The sequence below is a fragment of the Cohnella zeiphila genome (assembly GCF_014212055.1).
GTDB classification, from domain to species: domain Bacteria; phylum Bacillota; class Bacilli; order Paenibacillales; family Paenibacillaceae; genus Cohnella; species Cohnella zeiphila.
Genome location: NZ_JACJVO010000024.1, coordinates 181,514 through 199,219 on the forward strand (window position 1 = coordinate 181,514; position 17,706 = coordinate 199,219).

Consider the following 17,706-nt stretch of genomic DNA (forward strand, 5'->3'; position numbering starts at 1 on the left):
CCATAAGAAAAAACGGCCGGGTTTATTTTTATATGCTTGTTCCCGCCCAAAAAGAAGCTAAGCTTCCCCCGGGCCGGACCCGGCAAGGAGAAGCTTAGCTTCGAGATGATGTTTGGCGTTTGGGAGCGTCCGGAGCCGACATGCGTTACAGCACACGGCTCAAGAAATGCTTAAGGAACCTTTCGCTTTCCACCCCGAGGCAGACGCGGGCGTTCGGCTCGCCTTCCCGTTCATAGGTCCGCCCCAGCTTCTCTCCTTCGGTGTCGACGCCGACGCTAAGCTCCTCCGTCGCGACGAAGCGGGAATCGATCGCCACGCCGATCGCCAGCGGATCGTGCAAAGCGCAGCCTCCGATGCCGGGATAGTCCGCCTCGTAGAAGTCGATATAGAACTCCGTCATATCCGCGAAAAAGTCGCCGAGCTCTCCCGCCGTCCGCCGCCATTCCCGCACCTCGGAACGCGGCAGCAGCGTCTTCAGCGTCACGTCCAGGCCGACCACCGTAAGCGGCAAGCCCGCGCTGAACACGAGATCGGCCGCCTCGGGGTCGCTGAAAATATTCGCCTCGGCGTACGGGGTTACGTTGCCCGGCGCGCGGACGGCTCCTCCCATGATTACGACGCGATCGACGAGCGGGACGATGCCCGGGTCCTTGCGAACCGCCGTCGCCAGATTGGTAAGCGGTCCGACGCAAACAAGCGTTATCTGATACGGGCGCCGGCGAACCTGCTCGATCATAAAATCCGCGGCGTGCCCGGGCGCGGGCTTCCGCGACGGCTCCGTCCAGCTGGCGCCGCCCAGCCCGTCCGCCCCGTGAATATGACGCGGATACTCCGTCTTGACGCGAACGAGCGGCTGCGCCGCCCCCTCGTAGACCGGCGCGTCGGAGCCCAGCTTGTCCAGCACGATCAGCGAGTTGCGGGCTGCTTCCTTCACCGTGATGTTGCCGAAAGTCGTCGTCAGCCCCAGAAGGTCCAGCTCGGGAGAACGAACCGCGTACGCAATCGCGAGCGCGTCGTCCACGCCGGTATCGACGTCCAGAATGATCGGTCTAGCTGCCATCTTGTTTTTCCTCCCCTGATCTTCACCTGCGCCTTGAAATGCCCGATAATCCCTTCAACATTATAGCACTTCCGGTCTAAGGAAAAGGAATCGGCGCCGGATCAGCCCCAGCCACTTACGGGATCCGTCATTGACAAACGCAAATGAAAATCATTATCATAGTAACAGACCGAAATGGAGCGTGAGCGCCTTGAATTGGGATGCAGGCAAGCTGGAACAGAGTTTTTCGGTGGTGTCGAAGGAACGGCCGAATGCTTTATGGACCGCTTCCGCCTCGGATATGGTCCGCCCGGAGACGATGAGCTCTTTCCTTGCCTTGTACCGTTCGCGAATCAAGGCGGCGGAGGACGGGACGGCGGCTACTTATTTTTGCGGATATATCCGTTCCCTCGCTTTTGCCCTGCAATACGGAGTGTCGGTGTACGACCGGGCTCTCCTTCTGCCTTTGGAAAATTTGACGATTCAACTGGTCCCGGACAACGGGTACGATCGGCTCTGGTTCGTCGTTCATTCCTGGGAGGACGAGGCGGCGCCCGGCGATCCGGCCGCCCGGGAGAATTGGCTGGGCGAAATGCTCACCCGCTTCTACCGCGGCACCATCCGTCCCCTCGTTCAAACGATGCAATCGTTGACCGGCCTGCCGGAGGTGCATCTGTGGGGACAACTTCCGACTCTTTTCCAATATTATTCGGATGTTTACCGGGAAGACCCCGACATGCAGCCCTATCTGGACGTCTTCGAGGCGGATTACGCGTTCCTCAGATACGGTTTGGATCCGCAAGAAGCGTTCGGCCGCCCCAAAAACCCGTTCGACGTCAAGCCCCGCTACACCGAAAGCCTGACGGATCCCGGCCGGCAAACGCTGCTCAAGAACGCCTGCTGCCGCTTCTATTGCACCGAAGGCGGGGATTACTGCTTCTCCTGCCCCAGGCTGAAGGAGACCGAGCGGGAGAAGCAGCGCGTTCAATACCGCAGCGCGGCTTCCGTCTGATCATTCTCGGCGAGTGATGGGAAACATATAGGGAATTACAGGTTGCATGATACTAGGATACGTAATAAAATAAAAGCGAAAAACGCTGTGCGGGAACACAGCGCCTCTCTGACACAATTGCCGCTTTTAAGGGCGGTAAGCTAGGCTTGGCTAATTGAAATAGACCGCGGCCTTGGGGAAGGGCGGTCTATTTCCTTTTATGGAAGGATAGAATAAGTACGACCAATGTCGCGAATGAGATCATCAGCGTCAAGGCCTGATACACTTCCATGGCATCACCTCCCTTCCGGGAGACTAGCCGACCGCCCTTGCGAGCTTATTCAATTGTGCCGGTTCGATTCTATCATTTTCTGGAACCTTTTGATAGAGTTTGTCGAGATACAAAAGGCCATCGCCGCAGGGGCGTCTCCGCCCCTGCGGCAATGGCCTTTTTTCTGCGTTACAGCGGGTTTCGGCGGCGAATCTGAAGCTCTATCAGCCGCGCCGTGCGGGCGCGGGGCAGCGTAACCGCCAGTGTGCCCGATGCGGCATCCCATACCGCACGGCTGTCGTGCTCGCTTGGATACGCAATTCGCGCCGCGGCCTCGGCTCCCGCAAGCTGCGGGATCGGCAGCGCGATGTCCGTTTCGTCTCCACCGATCCGCCAAACCGCTACGTAGGCGCGGTTGCCATTTCGCAGCCCGAAGCAGACCCAGTCGTCCTCCGATTTCGGCAGTCCGATCGGCCAGAACGGCAGCGACTCGCGGATGTCGGCGCGGATCGTTTTGTAGTAGTCGAGCGCCTCCTTCACGAGCGCCCGCCGGCGCGGGCTGAGCTCGGCCAGATAGCCGCTCTGGTGAACCCGCAGCAGCATCGCGTTCACCATGTTGAAGACGACCTCCTCGTCGTCCCCTTCGCGCAGCGGATACGACCAGATCGCCGATTGCTCGGGCGTCAGCGCCGAAGGCGAGCTGGCGGCGATCGCCGCGTAGTTGACGTAATCCTCCTGGTCGCTGGTGGATTGAATGCTGTGGCGACTAAGCATTGCATAATCCATCCGCATGCCCCCGCTCGAGCAGTTCTCGATGACGAGGTCCGGATATTTGGCGAAGATCGAATCCAGCCAGGCGAGATAGGCGCGGTTGTGCTGCAGCAGCCCATCGCCGAAGCTGTCCGCGTCCGTCTCGGTGCCGATACCGGCGTTGATGTTGTAGTCCATCTTGATATAGCCGACTCCGTAATCCTCGACGAGCCGGCGAATGACCTCGTTGGCGTGGGCGATGACATTAGGATTCCGATAGTCCAGCTGATACCGGCTGCGGTCCTTGATCCGCTTCCCATGCCGAATGAAAAACCAGCTGTCGTCCGCATCGCGGAGCTTCGGACTGCGGATGCCCATCACCTCAAGCTCCAGCCAAAGGCCGGGAATCATCCCTTTGCTCCGGATGTAGTCGAGCACGTATTTGATTCCTTCCGGGAACCGTTCTTCGGAAGGAAGCCACTCGCCGACGCCGTCCCACCATTCTCCGGCCGCGTACCAGCCCGCGTCGATGCAGAAGTATTCGCTCCCGACTTCGGCTGCGGCGTCGATGAGAGGAAGCAGTTTTTCCGTCGTCGGGCTTCCCCACAGACAATTCATGTAATCGTTGAAAATAACCCGAAGCAGACGATTATCCTCGTTTGGCCTCCGGATGGCGCGGCGATAGACGGTGAACTGTCCGATCGCTTCGTCGAAGCCTCCCCGCACGGCGCCGACCGCAACCGGAACGGAAGCGAACTCCTCGCCCGGAGCGAGCTGCTTCCACCAATGGTTGTCATGCTCGGTCGGACCGCTGACCAGCAGCGTCAGATGATCGAACTGATCGATGATCTCCCAATGCCATGAGCCGTTATGTTCGATCTGCCAGATCAGGCTCGTCCCCGCTTCCTCGTTCTTCAGCACCGCCATCGGGATATGTTCGGCCGCCGACCAGGAGCCGGTGTTGCTGCAGGAGATCCGCTTCGAAGTGCGGTCGGTGAGATGGGACAAGCCGAGCTCGGGCAGCGAGTATTGGCGCCATTGCAGCTCGCTCTGCCAGCCGGTGTGAGGGATGAACAGCGTCATTTTCTCGTCGCGGTCCTTCGCTCCCTCTTTGTCCAGCCCCGTGAGGGCGAACGTGGACACGTACTCGACCCCGACCGGCCCGGCCCCTTCGTTCCGCAGCATCGTCCAGCACCGAAGCGCCGAGATCCCGTCGAAAAATTGCCAATGGGACGTCGAGACCAGCCCCGTCTCCGGATCGGCCAGCTCGATCTCCAGCTTGCGCCCCGTCTCGTTGCGTTCGTCGCGATGCGCGCGGTACTGCATGCGAAGCCCGGGAAACGTCGCCCGGTGCGTGCGGCCGTGGTACTCCGCCCGATCGTCCCCCGTCAGCTGCAGCTCCAGCAAGCGGAAGCCTTGTTCCTGATTAGCGCTCACCGTGGAAGGATCGTACGGCACCGCGCCCAAATGCAGCAGCCGTACGTCCAGCTCGTCCGTAATATGAAGAGCGATATAAAGTCCGTTTTCCTCGATCTCGATTCGGTTTGCCACCTGAGCACCCGCTTTCCTCATATTCAAAATAACGTGTCTCCGATAGGCCAAGCGCCGGGCACAGGTGCAGCGGATACGATGATTTATATCGCAAGCGCGCTCTTCGGACTAGCGCAGCCTTGCGCTTGCGATGTTTTGTATCGCATAAGCTTGCAGCAAAGCCGCTGGCCGAGCTCAAGTAACGCTGATGCGATGATTGATATCGCAAGCGAGCTCTTCGGGCTCGTCCAGCCTTGCGCTAGCGATGTTTTGCATCGCATCAACTTTGCTCGCGCTTGCCGCAGCGGGGCCGCAACAGCCTCCCCAAAGCTCCGGCTTGCTCCCCGACCAGCCTTTGCGCTGCTCCAACCTGACCTGGGAGCTGCTCCGATCACTCCAACGCCCCCGTATCGCCCTGGCGCCGCCGCGACCAACCGAGCGGCCCCCCGCGCTTCCCCGACCAACCCGGCGCCCCCGTATAACGCGACTTAACTCAGCCCCGCACGGGACTGAGTTAAGCGCGGACGTTGTACGGGCGGTCCCGCCTCGGGCGGACGCCTCAGGCGGACCGGTATCCCGGCGCTGCCGATTCTTATTGCGAGGAGCCCAGTTGCTGCCAGGCTTGCTCGATCTGCTTGATCGCAGCGTCTTTCTTCAGGCTGCCGCCGATATAAGACTGCATGATCTCGCCGAACTTCTGATGGAACGAGTCGGTCGAATAGTTGATGGACAGGTCGCCGGATTTCTCCGTCTTGAGAATCTCGTCCATCTCCTTCGGCATGTCGAGGGCCGGCAGCGGAGCGTCCTTGATCGGCGGAATGACCTTCGCCACGGTGGAGAACCAGTTCTTGCCGTAGTCGGACGTGTACAGCCAGTTGAAGAAGTCGACGACGTCCTTCACGTTCTTGGAGTCTTTGCTGATCCGCAGGGCTTGGTCGGCGCCGGTAATGATAACCGCTTGGTCGGCCTTGTCGCTGACCGGGTAGCCCATGATGCCGATCTGAATGTCCGGGTTGATCTTCTTGATCGCTTCTTCGTCCCAGGCGCCCTTGCCGGTCATCATCGCCGCCTTGCCGGATGCGAAGTCGCTGATCTCGGCGTTGCTGTCGCGTTCAAGCGGCTTGTCGGTGCCGTGCTTGACCGTCTTGTCGATGAAATCGAAGAAGTTGTTCTCCAGCAAAGGATGGTCGGCGAACGTCGTCTTGCCGGCGATGAAGTCGGCGACGAGCTGCTTCGGCTCCTCGTTCGCGTCCTGCGCGGCCGCGTCTACGAAATGCTGGAAGATGTGCTTCCACACCCACCATTCTTTGTAGGCGTTGGCGAACGGCGTAATGCCTTTGGCCTCCAGCTTCGCGATGGCGTCGTCCAGCTGCGCGGTCGTCTTGGGCACTTCCGTGATGCCGGCGTCGGCGAACAGCTTCTTGTTGTAGATCATCGTGAACAGGTTGCCCTTGACCGGAAGCCCGAGCACCTTGCCGTCGGTCGAGGTCATGTTGGCGCGCACGGAGTCCGTCATCGCGGCGGCCAGCGGCTCGTTCGTCAGGTCCTGGCTGTATTCCTCGTAGGTGTCGATATCGCCGCCCGCCGTCGTCTGGAATACGTCCGGCACGTTGCCGGAAGCGATCCGCGACTTCAGGACGGTGTTGTAGTCCGCCTGCATGATCTCGAGGTTGATCGTGACGTTCGGCTTGACCTTCTTGTATTCCGCGATATAAGCGTTGAAAGCGTCGGTATATTCCGGAGAAGCCGTGAACATGTTGATCGTGACCGGCTTGTTCGACGTTTCTCCGCTTGCCGCCGAAGATGCCGGAGCGGATGCCGTTCCCGTCGCGGCGTTGCCTGCGTTGTTGGCGTTGTTGCTGCTGCCGCAAGCGGCCAGCAGTCCGGCCGTCAGCGCGATGCCGGCTGTCAACCCCAGTGCTTTCTTTACCATGTTGCGCCCCCATTTCCAATCTTGATTGTTTTTGAGCTTGAAGCTAATTCTAAAGATTTCGGGGAAGGAGAAAAATGTAGATAAGTGGCCTCTTAAGGGTAAAAAAGTGTAATCCGGCCTGTTCGCTTTTATCCATCCGTCCGGCCTGTCCGGTATTCGGAAGGGGACAAGGAATAGTAATTCCGGAACGCCTTGCTGAAGTAATTTTTGTCCTTGTAGCCGAGCATCTCCGAGATTTCCTGGATCTTCAGATCGGAGTGGCCGAGCAGCTCCTTGGCCTTCTCCATCCGGATCTTCTGCACGTATTCGTGAATGCCGAAGCCGTACTGCTGCTTGAACAGCTTCATCAGGTATTCCCGGCTCAAATAATACTTCTCGGTGAACATCGAGATCTTGATATCCTCGAAGTAATGCTGGTCGATGTATTCCTTGATCTCGTGAACGTCGAACGGCCTCTCCGCGGAGGAGACGGCACGGATCTGTCCGGCGTAATAAGTCAGAATGTCCAGCAGCAGCGCCTCGTATTGGTCGATATCGGCATAATCGGACGAAAGACCGATCGCTCTCAAGGAACTCTCCCCTGCATCGGCGAGCTTATTCTCTTGCACGCCGTACTCCAGCGCCAGGTCGCCTAGCAGGAAGACGAATTCCCCGAGCAGCCGGCCGGCCTCCCTAAGGCTGAGCGCATCCAGAGAACGCAGTTTCTTGACGTAATCGGCCACGACGGTGCGGGCCTGATTCGCATGGCCGCCGTCGATCGCGCCGCGGAGCTGGCCGATCCGGCCGGCGAACGAAGGCGTCTCCTTCGGCGGCGGGGAATCCGCCCGAGGCGCGGCTTGGACCACCGTCCCGCCCCCGCCCAGCTTGAGCAGATCGATCTCGCCCGCCGCCGCTTCGGCGCTCTCGAACGAATCCGCCAGCTTGGAGATATCCGGGGCGGGAGCGCCGATGCCGACGACGACCGTCAAGCCGAATAGATCGCGGAGCGCGGCGACGACCTTTTTCATAAAATGCGCCGATCGAAAGCCCAAATCGCCCGTATGCCCGCCGGTCAACGTGTGAAAGACGACGATTTCCCGCTCCCGCTTCGGATGAGGGAAGCTGAAGCTCTGGAAACCCTCCTCGGCGAAATCGTGGATCACGTTCGTTACGGCGAACGAGAGCAAGTCCCGTTCCCGTTTGAACCGCGCCGCGGCCGTCGCCTCCGGGTTAAGCAGGAGCACCGCCGACGTTCCAAACCGCTTGTCCGGATCGTCGGCCCCGATCAACCGGAGGAACGACTCGTTGCTGCGAACCTTGAGGTTTCGCTCGATGATCTGAAAGATGATGTTCTCCTTCAGTTTCGGCACCGACAGATTGAGCGTAATGTTGCGGTTGATATCCTCGTTCTCGCTCTCTTTGCGCGCTTCCAGCACCCCGATCGCCTTGCGCAGCGCCTGGTTCAGGTCGGCGCGGTTGACCGGCTTGAGCAGGTAGTCGACGACTCTCGAGCGGATCGCCTGCCTCGTGAACTCGAAATCGTTGTAGCCGCTGATGACGATCGTGAACAGATTCGGATAGTCCCGCTCCACGTTCTGCAGGAATTCCATCCCGTTCATCTCGGGCATCTTCATGTCCACGAGCACCAGGTCGGGCTTCCACTCCTGAAGCATCGCCAGCCCCGCGCGGCCGTCGCCGGCCTCTCTCACTTCTCGCACGCCCAGCCCTTCCCAGTCTCCCAGAATTCGAATCGCTTCGCGCGAAGGCTCTTCGTCGTCGATAATCAGCGCTTTATACATGAACGCCGCCTCCCCTCGGAATGATCATGCTCATCTCGGTACCGGACTCGTCCGTCTCAATCTCGAGGCCCGCCTCATCTCCGTAGATCAGCTTCAGGCGGGCGTTCAGATTTTTGAGTCCGATGCTCTCCCCTTCGCGGTCCTCCCATTCGGCGCGGAACGAGCGAAGGATGTCCCGCAGCCGGTCCGGCGCGATGCCGGGGCCGTTGTCCCGAACCGAGATGACGGCTTGCAGCTCGGTCAGATGGATGCGGATGACGATGGTGATGGCGCTGGATACTTTCTCGAGCGCATGCTTGATCGAATTTTCCACCAGGGATTGAATCGACAGCTTCGGAACGGCGATGTCCGTCTGCGATTCGTCGAAATCGTAGACGACCTGAAGCCGCCGGCCGAACCGGGCTTTCTGAAGAACGAGATACCGCTCGATATGCTTCAATTCGTCCTTAGCATGAACGATGTCCTTGCCGCTTATGCAATATCTTAGCGTCATCGCCAGCGCGTCCACCATATCGGCAATCTCGTCCATCCCGCCCTTGAGAGCTTTCGTCGAGATCGCCTGCAGCGCGTTGTACAGGAAGTGGGGATTGATCTCAGCCTCCAGCGCTTTGAGAATCGCGTTCTTCTCGACCAGCTTCATCTTGTAGCGCTCGTTGATCAGCTCGTTCGTGCGCCGGACCATCAGGTTGAAGTGCTTCGACAGATAGGCGATCTCGTCGCGTCCTCTCACTTCGGCCGCCGCGTCGAACTCCCCGGTGCTGAACCGGCTCATCTGCCGGGACAGCTTCTTGAGCGGGCTCGTAATGGCGTTCGACGTCAAGGTGACGAGCACGATCGCGAGCAGCAGGAAGCCGAAGCCGGTCCAGATGCCGATAAGGCGGGCGGTCCGGGCGGCGGCGTAAATCTCGCTGTACGGGATCGGCTTGATCAGCTTCCAACCGTCAGTCCCGCTCACGTTGTAGACGACGAGATACTTTCTGCTCCCCTCTTCCCAAGTGAACTGGGGCTTGGCCATGGACGGATCGACGTTGGCGAGAAAAGCGGACGTCCCGATCGCCTTGTAAAACGTCTTGTCGTCCACATGGAACGGAACGTTGCCGGAATCGAGAAACATCAGGTGCTCTCCGCCGGCGAACGGAACGTCCTGGACGATCTGGTTTTTGACCGAATCGTTGAAATAGAACGACAACACCGCCCGAGGCTGCCGGTCCGCCAGCGACCTTATGACCCGATGATAGGCCATGAAGCAGTTCTCCCCGTCGAACGGATAGCCGATCTCCGCGGGGAAAATCAAAGACTGGATCGCGCGGTTCTTCCCGCTGGCCATCGCCTCCCGGTACCACGCCTGGCGCGGAATGCTGTCATCCAGTCCCGCGCTGACCGTCACGTTGCTTGCTTCCCGCGAGATGTAAATGTATTTGCCTTCGTCCACCAAGTACAAGTAAATCCGTTCGATATCGGTGCGGGAATAATAAAGGGTTCGAAGATAGTCCTCCAGATAAAGCCGCGAAGCGTAATCGACCGATTCGTGCTTGATGGCGTCGATGATCTCGTCGTATTTGATCTGGGGCAGCGAGAGCTGTTCGATCTCGGAGAAGTACTTCTCGAAGTTCTGGTTCACGAGCTTCAGGTTGTTCGTATTGCTCGCGATGCTGTTCTGAACCGATTCCCGCTCGATGATCTTGTAGGAAATAAACGTAAGCGATGCCACGATCAGAATGATTATGGAGGTGAAGAGCAAAATAAGCTTGTTGACGAGCCGGCGCGTGGCCAGATCCCGCAGGCGGCGCAGCGCCGTTCCCGTCCATTCTCGTACGTTCCCCATCGGTCCTCCTCCCGGGCGGATCCAGTTCACCTTATTACCCTTAACTGTTTACTTAAATCCATTTTTCGGCTGGTTGGGCTGTTTTATAATGCACTATAGCCTAACCGGCATAGGTCTGTACAGCCAGGCCTCCGGTGCCAACCGACAAATCCATGCTATACGACAATGAGGTGCGGACGATGAACAAATGGGGCAGACGATTGACCGAGAAAGTGGAGTTCGGCATCTTCACCTTGCCCGTTCTGATATGCGTAGCGGTTGCTTTTTACATCCCGTTCGTCCTGACGGTCCGCTATTCGCTGACCAAGTGGAACGGCATTTCCAAGCATCCGAAGTTTATCGGAATGGACAATTTCAAGCAGATTTTCACGGGCGACGACCTCTTCGCCAGCTCGTCCTGGTTCACCGTCAAATATACGATCCTGTATATTATCCTGATCAACGTGCTGGCTATCCTGCTGGCGCTCGTGCTGGACTCGAAGCTGAAGTCAAAAGCGTTTTTGAGGGCGGCGTTCTTCATCCCTTACATTCTGAGCCTGGTCATCGTAGGGTTCATCTGGAAGTTCATCTTCATGCAGGGCTTCGAATCGCTGGGGAACAGCACGGGCTGGTCGATCTTCGGCTGGAGCTGGCTGGGGACGCCAAGGCTGGCGTTCATCTCGGTGCTCGCAGTGTCGATCTGGCAGTCGATCGGCTTCTACCTCGTCATCTACATCGCGGGGCTGCAGTCGGTACCGGACGATCTGAAGGAGGCGGCCGTCGTCGACGGCGCCGGGCCGATCCGGAGGTTCTTCAGCGTAACGCTGCCGCTTCTCGCGCCTTCGATCACGATCGCCGTATTCATGGCGCTGACCAACTCGATCAAGGTGTTCGACGTCATCCTGTCCCTGACGGGCGGAGGTCCGGGCAGCTCGACCTACAGCGTCGCCTTCGACATCTATCAGGACACGTTCACGAACAATCTGTACGGCTACGGTACCGCCAAAGCGCTCGTTCTGTTCGTCGCGGTGCTCATCATTACGGTCGTTCAGTTGACGATCTTCAAACGCAGGGAGGTTGAGAGCTAATGCGCAGCAGCAATACGGCCGGCCGGATCATCGGGGAAGTCGTGATGATCGTCATCGCGCTTCTGTTCCTCTACCCGCTGTTCCTTGCCATTTTCAACTCCCTGAAGACCTTCCAGGAAGTGTTGACCGACGTCATTGCCCTGCCGAAGCATCTGATGTTCGCCAACTATTCGTACGTCTGGAAATTCATCAACTACCCGCGGCTGTTCCTGAACAACTTCGTCATTACCGTTCTCGGACTGCTCGGCATTATCCTCGTCTCCTCGGTCGCGGCTTACAAGCTGTCGCGGACGAGATCGCGGCTCAGCATGGTTCTCTATTTCCTGTGCATCATGCCGATGCTCATTCCGTTCCAGTCGATCATGCTGACCGTCCTCAAGACGGCCCAATTCCTTCACCTGTCCAACAGCACGTGGGGGCTCGGCCTGCTGTACTGGGGATTCGGAGCTCCGCTCGCCGTGTTCATCTACCACGGCTTCGTCAAAGGCATTCCGCGCGAGCTCGACGAGAGCGCCACGATCGACGGAGCTTCCGGCTTCCGGCTGTTCTTCTCGATCATCTTCCCGCTGCTGAAGTCGGTCACCGCCACGATCATCATCATCGACGTGATGTGGATCTGGAACGACTTTCTGCTTCCGCTGCTCATGGTCAACGGCTCGCCGACGACCAAGACGCTGACGCTCGCCGCATACACGTTCGTCGGCCAGTACACGTCCGACTGGCAATATGCGATGACCGCCATGGTCATGGCCGTGCTGCCGTCGATCATCGTCTTTATCATCCTGCAGAAGTACGTCGTGAAAGGCGTCGTTGCGGGGGCGGTCAAGGGCTGAGGCCGAATGTCCGCCGGGTTGCCCGGAGGCGAGAACCCGGCAGGGCGATATTCGGCGGTTTCTGGTCGGCATTGACAGCGAAGGTCGGGGATTGGGGAATCCGGCAGCGGCTGCAAACAAGCTTCGGAATCTTCCGGGCCCGGTGCCGCTGCGGGGTTTCGGCGGTTGGCAGGTGTATGGGATGGATCCAACCCGCCGCCTCGAACGGGAAAACCTACTTATAATTATTAGCAGTCGATTTGATCGCCGCCCTGAACAGGAAAATCTCCTTATCTTTTCGCTTCTTGAGGTCATAAGAGCCTCCGGACGCTAAAGATAAGGAGATTTTCCGCTTTAATCCTTTGAATTCTCGTTTATACGGCTATTGTAAGGAGATATTCCCTTCCAGGCTCACCCGTTCGCTCAAAACGCCCCCGTGGAGCACCGCTCCCACACCGCCAGCGTCTCCAGGCGCTGCCCGCGGAGGCGCTCGGTCGGCCAGATGCCGCGGTCTTCGCGAAGATCTTTCTCGATCAGCTTGAGCATCCACAGGGAGAAAACGGCGGCGAACAGCCGGTATTCCCGCAGGAAGGTTTCTTTCTCCGGAATCAGCCCGTCGCCCAGCCGGGCGGCCTCCTCCGCGTAAGCCTGCAGCAATCCGGCCCGCACCGAGTCCACGATCGGGCCTCTGGGATGGAGCGGATGCGACAGGTCGATCGCGTGGTACAGGTCCCAGTAAGGGCTGTTCAGGTGGGCATGCTCCCAGTCGAGCACGCGGATTCGCCCGCCCGCGACGGCGAAGTTGCCCGGGTGAAGATCTCCGTGCGAGAGGACCGGACGCCGCCCCCATTCGCCAAGTTCGGCCATTCTCGCTTCCGCCTCTCTCAGCCACTTCCGTTCCTTCTCCTCCTTCGCCGAATCCAGCAATTCGCGCACCATTTGATTCACCGCCGGCTTCGGTCCGCTCAACGGCGCATTCGCCCATCGCTCAGCCGGCAGGCGGTGCCACTCGGCGATCCGCTTGACGAGCTCGCGGGCCGTGCTCTCCCGGAACGAGTGGTCCAACGGTCCGAGATCTTCGAACAGCAGCCAGCCGCCCCCTTCTTCTCTCTCCGGCGAGCAGCCGATCAGACGCGGATAGATCGGCGGAAGCGAAGGAAGCACATTCTCGTACACCCACCGCTCCAGCCCGGCCTGGGCGTCGTTGGTGAGCGGCTTGCGGATGAAGCTCTCGCCCTCCGACAGCCAGATTCTCTCCACCGGATGGCCGTTATTGCCCGTGTGCAATAATTCTCTCCGCACGATGCGCCGCCGATCTCCGCCGCCGTTCCCCCATGGAATCCATTCCTTCAAGCTGTCCGCCTCCCGTTTGCTTGATTCCCATCATAAAGCTCCCTCCGGTCCGTTGTAAATCCGCAGTTTGTTCGCCATTATGTTAACCTCCATGTTAAAATGGGGTTTACAATACAGCATCCACCCCAAAGGAGGAATCCGGATGGCGATCCGATTGCGCGGCCATCATCTGCTCTGCTTGCTCGGGTACCGGGGAAAAGGTTACTCCGAAGGCTTTTGCGCCAACATGACGAACGTATACGAGACGTTGAGGGAAACGCCGGATACCCCGATCGAGCTGATCGATGGGCCGGACGACATCTGCGCGGCGTTCCCTTCCGATCAACCTGCGCACTGCGAGAACGTCAGCGTCTATGAGAAAGACGAAGCCATTCTGGCGCAGTTGGGCTTGACGATCGGCGCCTCGCTAAGCTGGGCGGACGTCTGCGAACGGGTTCGGACGCGCGTCGAGCCCGGGGACATCGCCGGCCTGTGCGCGGATTGCCGATGGGAGCCGCTCGGCCTGTGCCGCGAAGGCGTCGGCCATATCCTCCGCGACGCCCGGCTGCGGCCTTTGCCTGCCGCTGACCGCAGCCTGAACGGCTGAAACGATAGCTCGGCGTCCCCTTTGCGGGAACCCGATATTCGCCCGCTCCCCGGACGATGTTCATTTGGGCGATCGCCGACGTTTGAGGTATGATAGAGGCAGGGAAGGGGACTGCCGACGTGGACCGTAACAAGCCGTACATACCCGATAACGCGCTCATCCTGGATCGCATGAACGAGCCGTCCGAGGTCAGCGTGCTGGACTCTTTCGCGCTGGACGAACTGCTGTGCCGCCAAGCGGGCGAAGGCGGCCCCGCCGTCTGCCACCTGTGGCGGCATCCTCGCGCGCTCGTGCTCGGGCTGCGCGACAGCCGGCTGCCGCAAGCGGCCGAAGCGGCACGACAGTTCGCGGCGGAAGGCTTCGAAGTCGTCGTCCGCCACTCGGGAGGCGCCGCCGTTCCGCTGGACCCGGGCGTCGTCAACTTATCGCTCATTCTGCCCCGGCCTTCGGGCGCTTCGAACTCCGGCGATTTCCACGACGATTTCGAGCGGATGTACGCCTTGATCGCCGAGGCGCTGAGCGGAACCGGCCATGCGGTGAACAAAGGCGAGATCGGCGGAGCCTACTGCCCCGGCGATTACGATTTAAGCATCGGCGGCTTTAAGTTTTGCGGGATTGCGCAGCGGCGCCAGACGAAAGCGCTGATCGTGCAGGCGTTCATCGTCGCCGAGGGCTCGGGGGCGGGCCGCGCGGGACTCGTCCGCGAGTTTTACCGTCTGGCGGCCGGAGACGCCGATCCTTCGAGGTTCCCGCAAGTGGAGGAAGCGAGCACGGCCAGCCTGAGCGAGCTGATCGGGATCGGCAAGGGCGCCTCGGCCGTGTTCGCGCAGGAAGTGAAGCGCGTGCTTCGCGCCGGACAGACGGAAGCGGGACTTGCCGCCGCCGCGGCTTCCCTGCGCATGCCGTCTCCGGAGGACGTTCGAACGATGGCCGAAACGCTGCGATCCCGCTACGCCATTCTGTGAGGATAATAAGGAGGAAATCTCGACATGAGAGATGAGATGGTTCGCCGCTTTGTTTCTTACGTGCAGGTGGATACGCAGTCGAACGCCGACAGCGAGACCTGCCCGTCCACGCCCGGCCAGCTGACGCTGGGCAAGATGCTGATGGATGAGCTGAAGAGCATCGGCATGCAGGAAGTGACGATGGACGGGAACGGCTACGTTATGGCCACGCTTCCGTCCAATACGGACAAGGATGTGCCGACGATCGGCTTCCTGGCGCACCTCGATACGGCGACCGACTTTACCGGCGCCGGCGTCAAGCCGCGGCTTGTCGAGAACTACGACGGAGCCGACATCGTCTTGAACGAGGAGAAGCGGATCGTGCTGTCTCCGAAGGATTTTCCCGAGCTGGGCGGCTACCGGGGCCACACGCTGATCGTGACGGACGGCACGACGCTGCTGGGCGCGGACAACAAGGCGGGGATCGCCGAGATCATGACGGCGATGGAGCATCTGATCCGGAACCCGGATATCAAGCACGGCAGGATCCGGGTCGCCTTCACGCCGGACGAGGAGATCGGCCGCGGGCCGCACCGGTTCGACGTCGCCGCCTTCGGCGCGAAGTTCGCTTATACCGTCGACGGCGGGCCGCTGGGCGAGCTGCAGTATGAGAGCTTCAACGCGGCTTCCGCCAAGATCACCGTGCACGGCAAGAACGTGCACCCCGGCACGGCGAAAGGCAAGATGGTGAACTCGGCCAAGATCGCCATGGAATTTCACGCCCGGCTGCCTGCGGCCGAAGCGCCGGAGCATACCGAAGGATACGAAGGCTTCTACCACCTGCTCTCCGTCAACGGCGACGTGGAGGAGACCAAGCTCAGCTACATCGTCCGGGACTTCGACAAGGAGCGGTTCCAGAAGCGCAAGGACGAAATGACCGCCATTGCGAACGACCTGCGAAGCGTGTACGGGGAAGATCGGATCGAGCTTGCGATCAAGGACCAGTACTTCAACATGCGCGAGAAAATCGAACCGGTGCCGGAGATCGTAGGCGTCGCCCGCGAAGCGATGCTCGGACTCGGGATCGAGCCGGTCATCGAGCCGGTCCGCGGCGGCACGGACGGTTCGCAGCTGTCTTATATGGGATTGCCGACTCCGAACCTGTTCACCGGCGGCGAGAATTACCACGGACGGTACGAGTACGCTTCGGTGGACAATATGCTCAAAGCGACGCAAGTCGTCGTCGAGATCGCTAGGCTGTTCGAGAGCAAGGCCTAGGCTTCTTCCGCCGCGACGACAAAGCGATGGCGGCGCGAGGTGAATAACCCCGCGCCGCCATTTCGCGCTTCAATCGACGAGTATCCCGTAGACCGTCGCGTTCAGCTTGTCTATCCGAGCAAATTGGCGATCCGCAACCATTCCCGCCTATTCGGCTTTCCCGGATTCCGGTGCGGGATGGTGCTGGAAGCTCTCCAGATCAATGATTCGTCCCAGCGACGGTTCGACGCCCTCTTCCTGCAAGAGAAGCTGCTGCGTATATCTTCCCTCTTCTCCTTGAATCGCGATCTCTCCTTTGGAATTGACGACCCGATGCCACGGCAGATCGTGCTTCCCGCTCATCGAGTGAAGGATGCGCACGACTTGGCGCGCGGCTCGCGGACTTCCCGCGCAAGCCGCGATTTGTCCGTACGTCATGACCGAGCCGGGCGGAATTCCTTTTATGATGGCGATGACTCGTTCGGTAAAAGGCTGCATGAGCCATCTTCCCCTCTCGCATGGTCTGCCAAATCCGTTCAACTCGCGAAGCTACAGAACGTACCTCCAGATCAGCCAACAAACTCCGACGGACAGCCAGGATATGAACCCGAAAACCATCACGATCTTGTTCTCGCTCCAGCCGTATTTGAGGCTGAAATGAAAATGAATCGGCGTCATTCGGAAAATCCGCAGCCTCGTGCGCTTGAAGTACCACACTTGCAGAATGACCGACAATTGTTCCGCCAGGTAGACGGAGAACAAAATCGGAATCAAGATTTCGACCTTCTCGATCACGGCCAGAATCGAAAGGGAGCCTCCGATGGCGAGCGATCCGGTATCGCCCATGAACGCCCGGGCAGGGTAGATATTGTACAGAAAAAGTCCGAGCAAGCACCCGATCATGACAAGAGAGAACGTCTTCACCTCGGGCTTGTCCGAAATGAGGAAAAAGAAAAAGTAAGTAGGGATCGCCACATTGATCAGCAGTCCGTCCAGTCCGTCCGTAAAGTTGATGGCGTTCGCGGAGCCGACGATGAACAGCAGCATGACGGCAATGTACACGTAGATAGGCAGATGCAGCTGAAAGCCGTGGAACAGCCGGATATCGCTGGTCAGCCCGAATGAACGATAAAGGACGAGCAGCAGCGCGCCCGTAAACAGAAATTGCAAGACCAGCTTCATGCGGCCGGAAATGCCTCCGGGGTCCTGCCAAAATGCTTTTTTGAAATCGTCCATAAAGCCGACCGAACTGAACAGAAGAAAGGTGGCGCAGAGAAACACCATGAGCGGAGCGGGATGGTACGGCAGCGAGGTCGCCAGACCGATCAACAAGATCAGGCCCGCCATTAACGGAGTCCCCCGCTTGGCCTGGTGATCGGGCGGCAATTCGGCGCGGATCGGTTGCGTCAGTTTCAGGCTGCGCAGCACCCAGATCAGCAGCGGCGTCAATGCCGTAACCAGCAAAAAAGACAAGCCCGACACTCCCAAGATCCCGAACATACCGCAAACCCCGTTTCCCAACGTTTTGTTGTTTCTATCACTAGTGTAATTCGACGATCGGGTTGATATT

The 17,706-nt window shown here is 59.4% G+C and carries 15 protein-coding genes; 6 read left to right on the top strand and 9 right to left on the bottom strand.

Annotated features, from left to right (window positions below; all coding sequences use genetic code 11):
• Positions 1–145: 145 nt before the first annotated feature.
• On the bottom strand, positions 146–1,060 hold the full coding sequence (locus H7C18_RS19580; protein WP_185130778.1) for a nucleoside hydrolase: 915 nt from the start codon (positions 1,058–1,060) through the stop codon (positions 146–148).
• Between the two features lie 190 nt (positions 1,061–1,250).
• Here H7C18_RS19580 and H7C18_RS19585 point away from each other — a divergent pair, with 190 nt between their 5' ends.
• Positions 1,251–2,051, top strand: coding sequence for an IucA/IucC family C-terminal-domain containing protein (locus tag H7C18_RS19585; protein WP_185130779.1), 801 nt, complete (start codon positions 1,251–1,253; stop codon positions 2,049–2,051).
• Positions 2,052–2,238: 187 nt separating this feature from the next.
• On the opposite strand, the gene H7C18_RS36075 is transcribed toward H7C18_RS19585, so the two are convergent.
• From H7C18_RS36075 to H7C18_RS19605, 5 genes are all read right to left on the bottom strand, one after another.
• A complete protein-coding gene (locus tag H7C18_RS36075) occupies positions 2,239–2,322 on the bottom strand; it encodes a putative holin-like toxin (protein WP_225038886.1) in 84 nt (27 codons plus the stop codon).
• Between the two features lie 168 nt (positions 2,323–2,490).
• A complete protein-coding gene (locus H7C18_RS19590; RefSeq protein WP_185130889.1) occupies positions 2,491–4,623 on the bottom strand; it encodes a glycoside hydrolase family 36 protein in 2,133 nt (710 codons plus the stop codon).
• Between the two features lie 550 nt (positions 4,624–5,173).
• Positions 5,174–6,514, bottom strand: coding sequence for an ABC transporter substrate-binding protein (locus H7C18_RS19595; protein WP_185130780.1), 1,341 nt, complete (start codon positions 6,512–6,514; stop codon positions 5,174–5,176).
• Positions 6,515–6,642: 128 nt separating this feature from the next.
• Positions 6,643–8,292 (bottom strand): response regulator transcription factor, encoded by a 1,650-nt coding sequence (locus H7C18_RS19600; protein WP_185130781.1) that lies wholly within the window; start codon positions 8,290–8,292, stop codon positions 6,643–6,645.
• Entirely contained in the window at positions 8,285–10,117 is a 1,833-nt protein-coding gene (locus tag H7C18_RS19605; RefSeq protein ID WP_185130782.1) for a cache domain-containing sensor histidine kinase, read from the bottom strand. The genes H7C18_RS19600 and H7C18_RS19605 overlap by 8 nt, the downstream gene beginning before the upstream one ends.
• 179 nt (positions 10,118–10,296) lie before the next feature.
• On the opposite strand from H7C18_RS19605, the gene H7C18_RS19610 reads away from it, so the two are divergent.
• Both H7C18_RS19610 and H7C18_RS19615 read left to right on the top strand, forming a co-directional pair.
• Complete coding sequence (locus tag H7C18_RS19610; protein WP_185130783.1) at positions 10,297–11,184, top strand: carbohydrate ABC transporter permease; 888 nt, start codon at positions 10,297–10,299, stop codon at positions 11,182–11,184.
• Positions 11,184–12,017, top strand: coding sequence for a carbohydrate ABC transporter permease (locus tag H7C18_RS19615; RefSeq protein WP_185130784.1), 834 nt, complete (start codon positions 11,184–11,186; stop codon positions 12,015–12,017). The genes H7C18_RS19610 and H7C18_RS19615 overlap by 1 nt, the downstream gene beginning before the upstream one ends.
• Positions 12,018–12,419: 402 nt before the next feature.
• On the opposite strand, the gene H7C18_RS19620 is transcribed toward H7C18_RS19615, so the two are convergent.
• Positions 12,420–13,349 carry a phosphotransferase family protein gene (locus H7C18_RS19620; protein WP_185130785.1) on the bottom strand — a complete coding sequence of 310 codons (930 nt, stop codon included), beginning with the start codon at positions 13,347–13,349 and terminating at the stop codon, positions 12,420–12,422.
• Positions 13,350–13,491: 142 nt separating this feature from the next.
• On the opposite strand from H7C18_RS19620, the gene H7C18_RS19625 reads away from it, so the two are divergent.
• The 3 genes from H7C18_RS19625 (at position 13,492) to pepT (ending at position 16,157) form a co-directional block, all read left to right on the top strand.
• Positions 13,492–13,935 carry a DUF1284 domain-containing protein gene (locus H7C18_RS19625; protein WP_185130786.1) on the top strand — a complete coding sequence of 148 codons (444 nt, stop codon included), beginning with the start codon at positions 13,492–13,494 and terminating at the stop codon, positions 13,933–13,935.
• A gap of 170 nt (positions 13,936–14,105) precedes the next feature.
• Positions 14,106–14,900, top strand: coding sequence for a lipoate--protein ligase family protein (locus H7C18_RS19630; protein WP_238357835.1), 795 nt, complete (start codon positions 14,106–14,108; stop codon positions 14,898–14,900).
• 24 nt (positions 14,901–14,924) lie between these two features.
• Positions 14,925–16,157, top strand: coding sequence for a peptidase T (gene pepT, locus H7C18_RS19635; protein ID WP_185130788.1), 1,233 nt, complete (start codon positions 14,925–14,927; stop codon positions 16,155–16,157).
• A gap of 147 nt (positions 16,158–16,304) precedes the next feature.
• Here the strand turns inward: pepT and H7C18_RS19640 are convergent, their stop codons facing one another.
• A complete protein-coding gene (locus tag H7C18_RS19640) occupies positions 16,305–16,634 on the bottom strand; it encodes an MGMT family protein (RefSeq protein ID WP_185130789.1) in 330 nt (109 codons plus the stop codon).
• Between the two features lie 51 nt (positions 16,635–16,685).
• Positions 16,686–17,636, bottom strand: coding sequence for a phospho-N-acetylmuramoyl-pentapeptide-transferase (mraY, locus tag H7C18_RS19645; protein ID WP_185130790.1), 951 nt, complete (start codon positions 17,634–17,636; stop codon positions 16,686–16,688).
• Between the last annotated feature and the right edge of the window lie 70 nt (positions 17,637–17,706).

Coding starts and splice junctions, on each gene's coding strand:
- H7C18_RS36075 (WP_225038886.1), bottom strand. CDS start 2,322: ATGGAAGTGTATCAGGCCTTGACGCTGATGATCTCATTCGCGACATTG.
- H7C18_RS19595 (WP_185130780.1), bottom strand. CDS start 6,514: ATGGTAAAGAAAGCACTGGGGTTGACAGCCGGCATCGCGCTGACGGCC.
- mraY (WP_185130790.1), bottom strand. CDS start 17,636: ATGTTCGGGATCTTGGGAGTGTCGGGCTTGTCTTTTTTGCTGGTTACG.
- H7C18_RS19640 (WP_185130789.1), bottom strand. CDS start 16,634: ATGCAGCCTTTTACCGAACGAGTCATCGCCATCATAAAAGGAATTCCG.
- H7C18_RS19610 (WP_185130783.1), top strand. CDS start 10,297: ATGAACAAATGGGGCAGACGATTGACCGAGAAAGTGGAGTTCGGCATC.
- H7C18_RS19615 (WP_185130784.1), top strand. CDS start 11,184: ATGCGCAGCAGCAATACGGCCGGCCGGATCATCGGGGAAGTCGTGATG.
- H7C18_RS19630 (WP_238357835.1), top strand. CDS start 14,106: ATGAACGAGCCGTCCGAGGTCAGCGTGCTGGACTCTTTCGCGCTGGAC.
- H7C18_RS19605 (WP_185130782.1), bottom strand. CDS start 10,117: ATGGGGAACGTACGAGAATGGACGGGAACGGCGCTGCGCCGCCTGCGG.
- H7C18_RS19625 (WP_185130786.1), top strand. CDS start 13,492: ATGGCGATCCGATTGCGCGGCCATCATCTGCTCTGCTTGCTCGGGTAC.
- H7C18_RS19600 (WP_185130781.1), bottom strand. CDS start 8,292: ATGTATAAAGCGCTGATTATCGACGACGAAGAGCCTTCGCGCGAAGCG.
- H7C18_RS19580 (WP_185130778.1), bottom strand. CDS start 1,060: ATGGCAGCTAGACCGATCATTCTGGACGTCGATACCGGCGTGGACGAC.
- H7C18_RS19590 (WP_185130889.1), bottom strand. CDS start 4,623: ATGAGGAAAGCGGGTGCTCAGGTGGCAAACCGAATCGAGATCGAGGAA.
- pepT (WP_185130788.1), top strand. CDS start 14,925: ATGAGAGATGAGATGGTTCGCCGCTTTGTTTCTTACGTGCAGGTGGAT.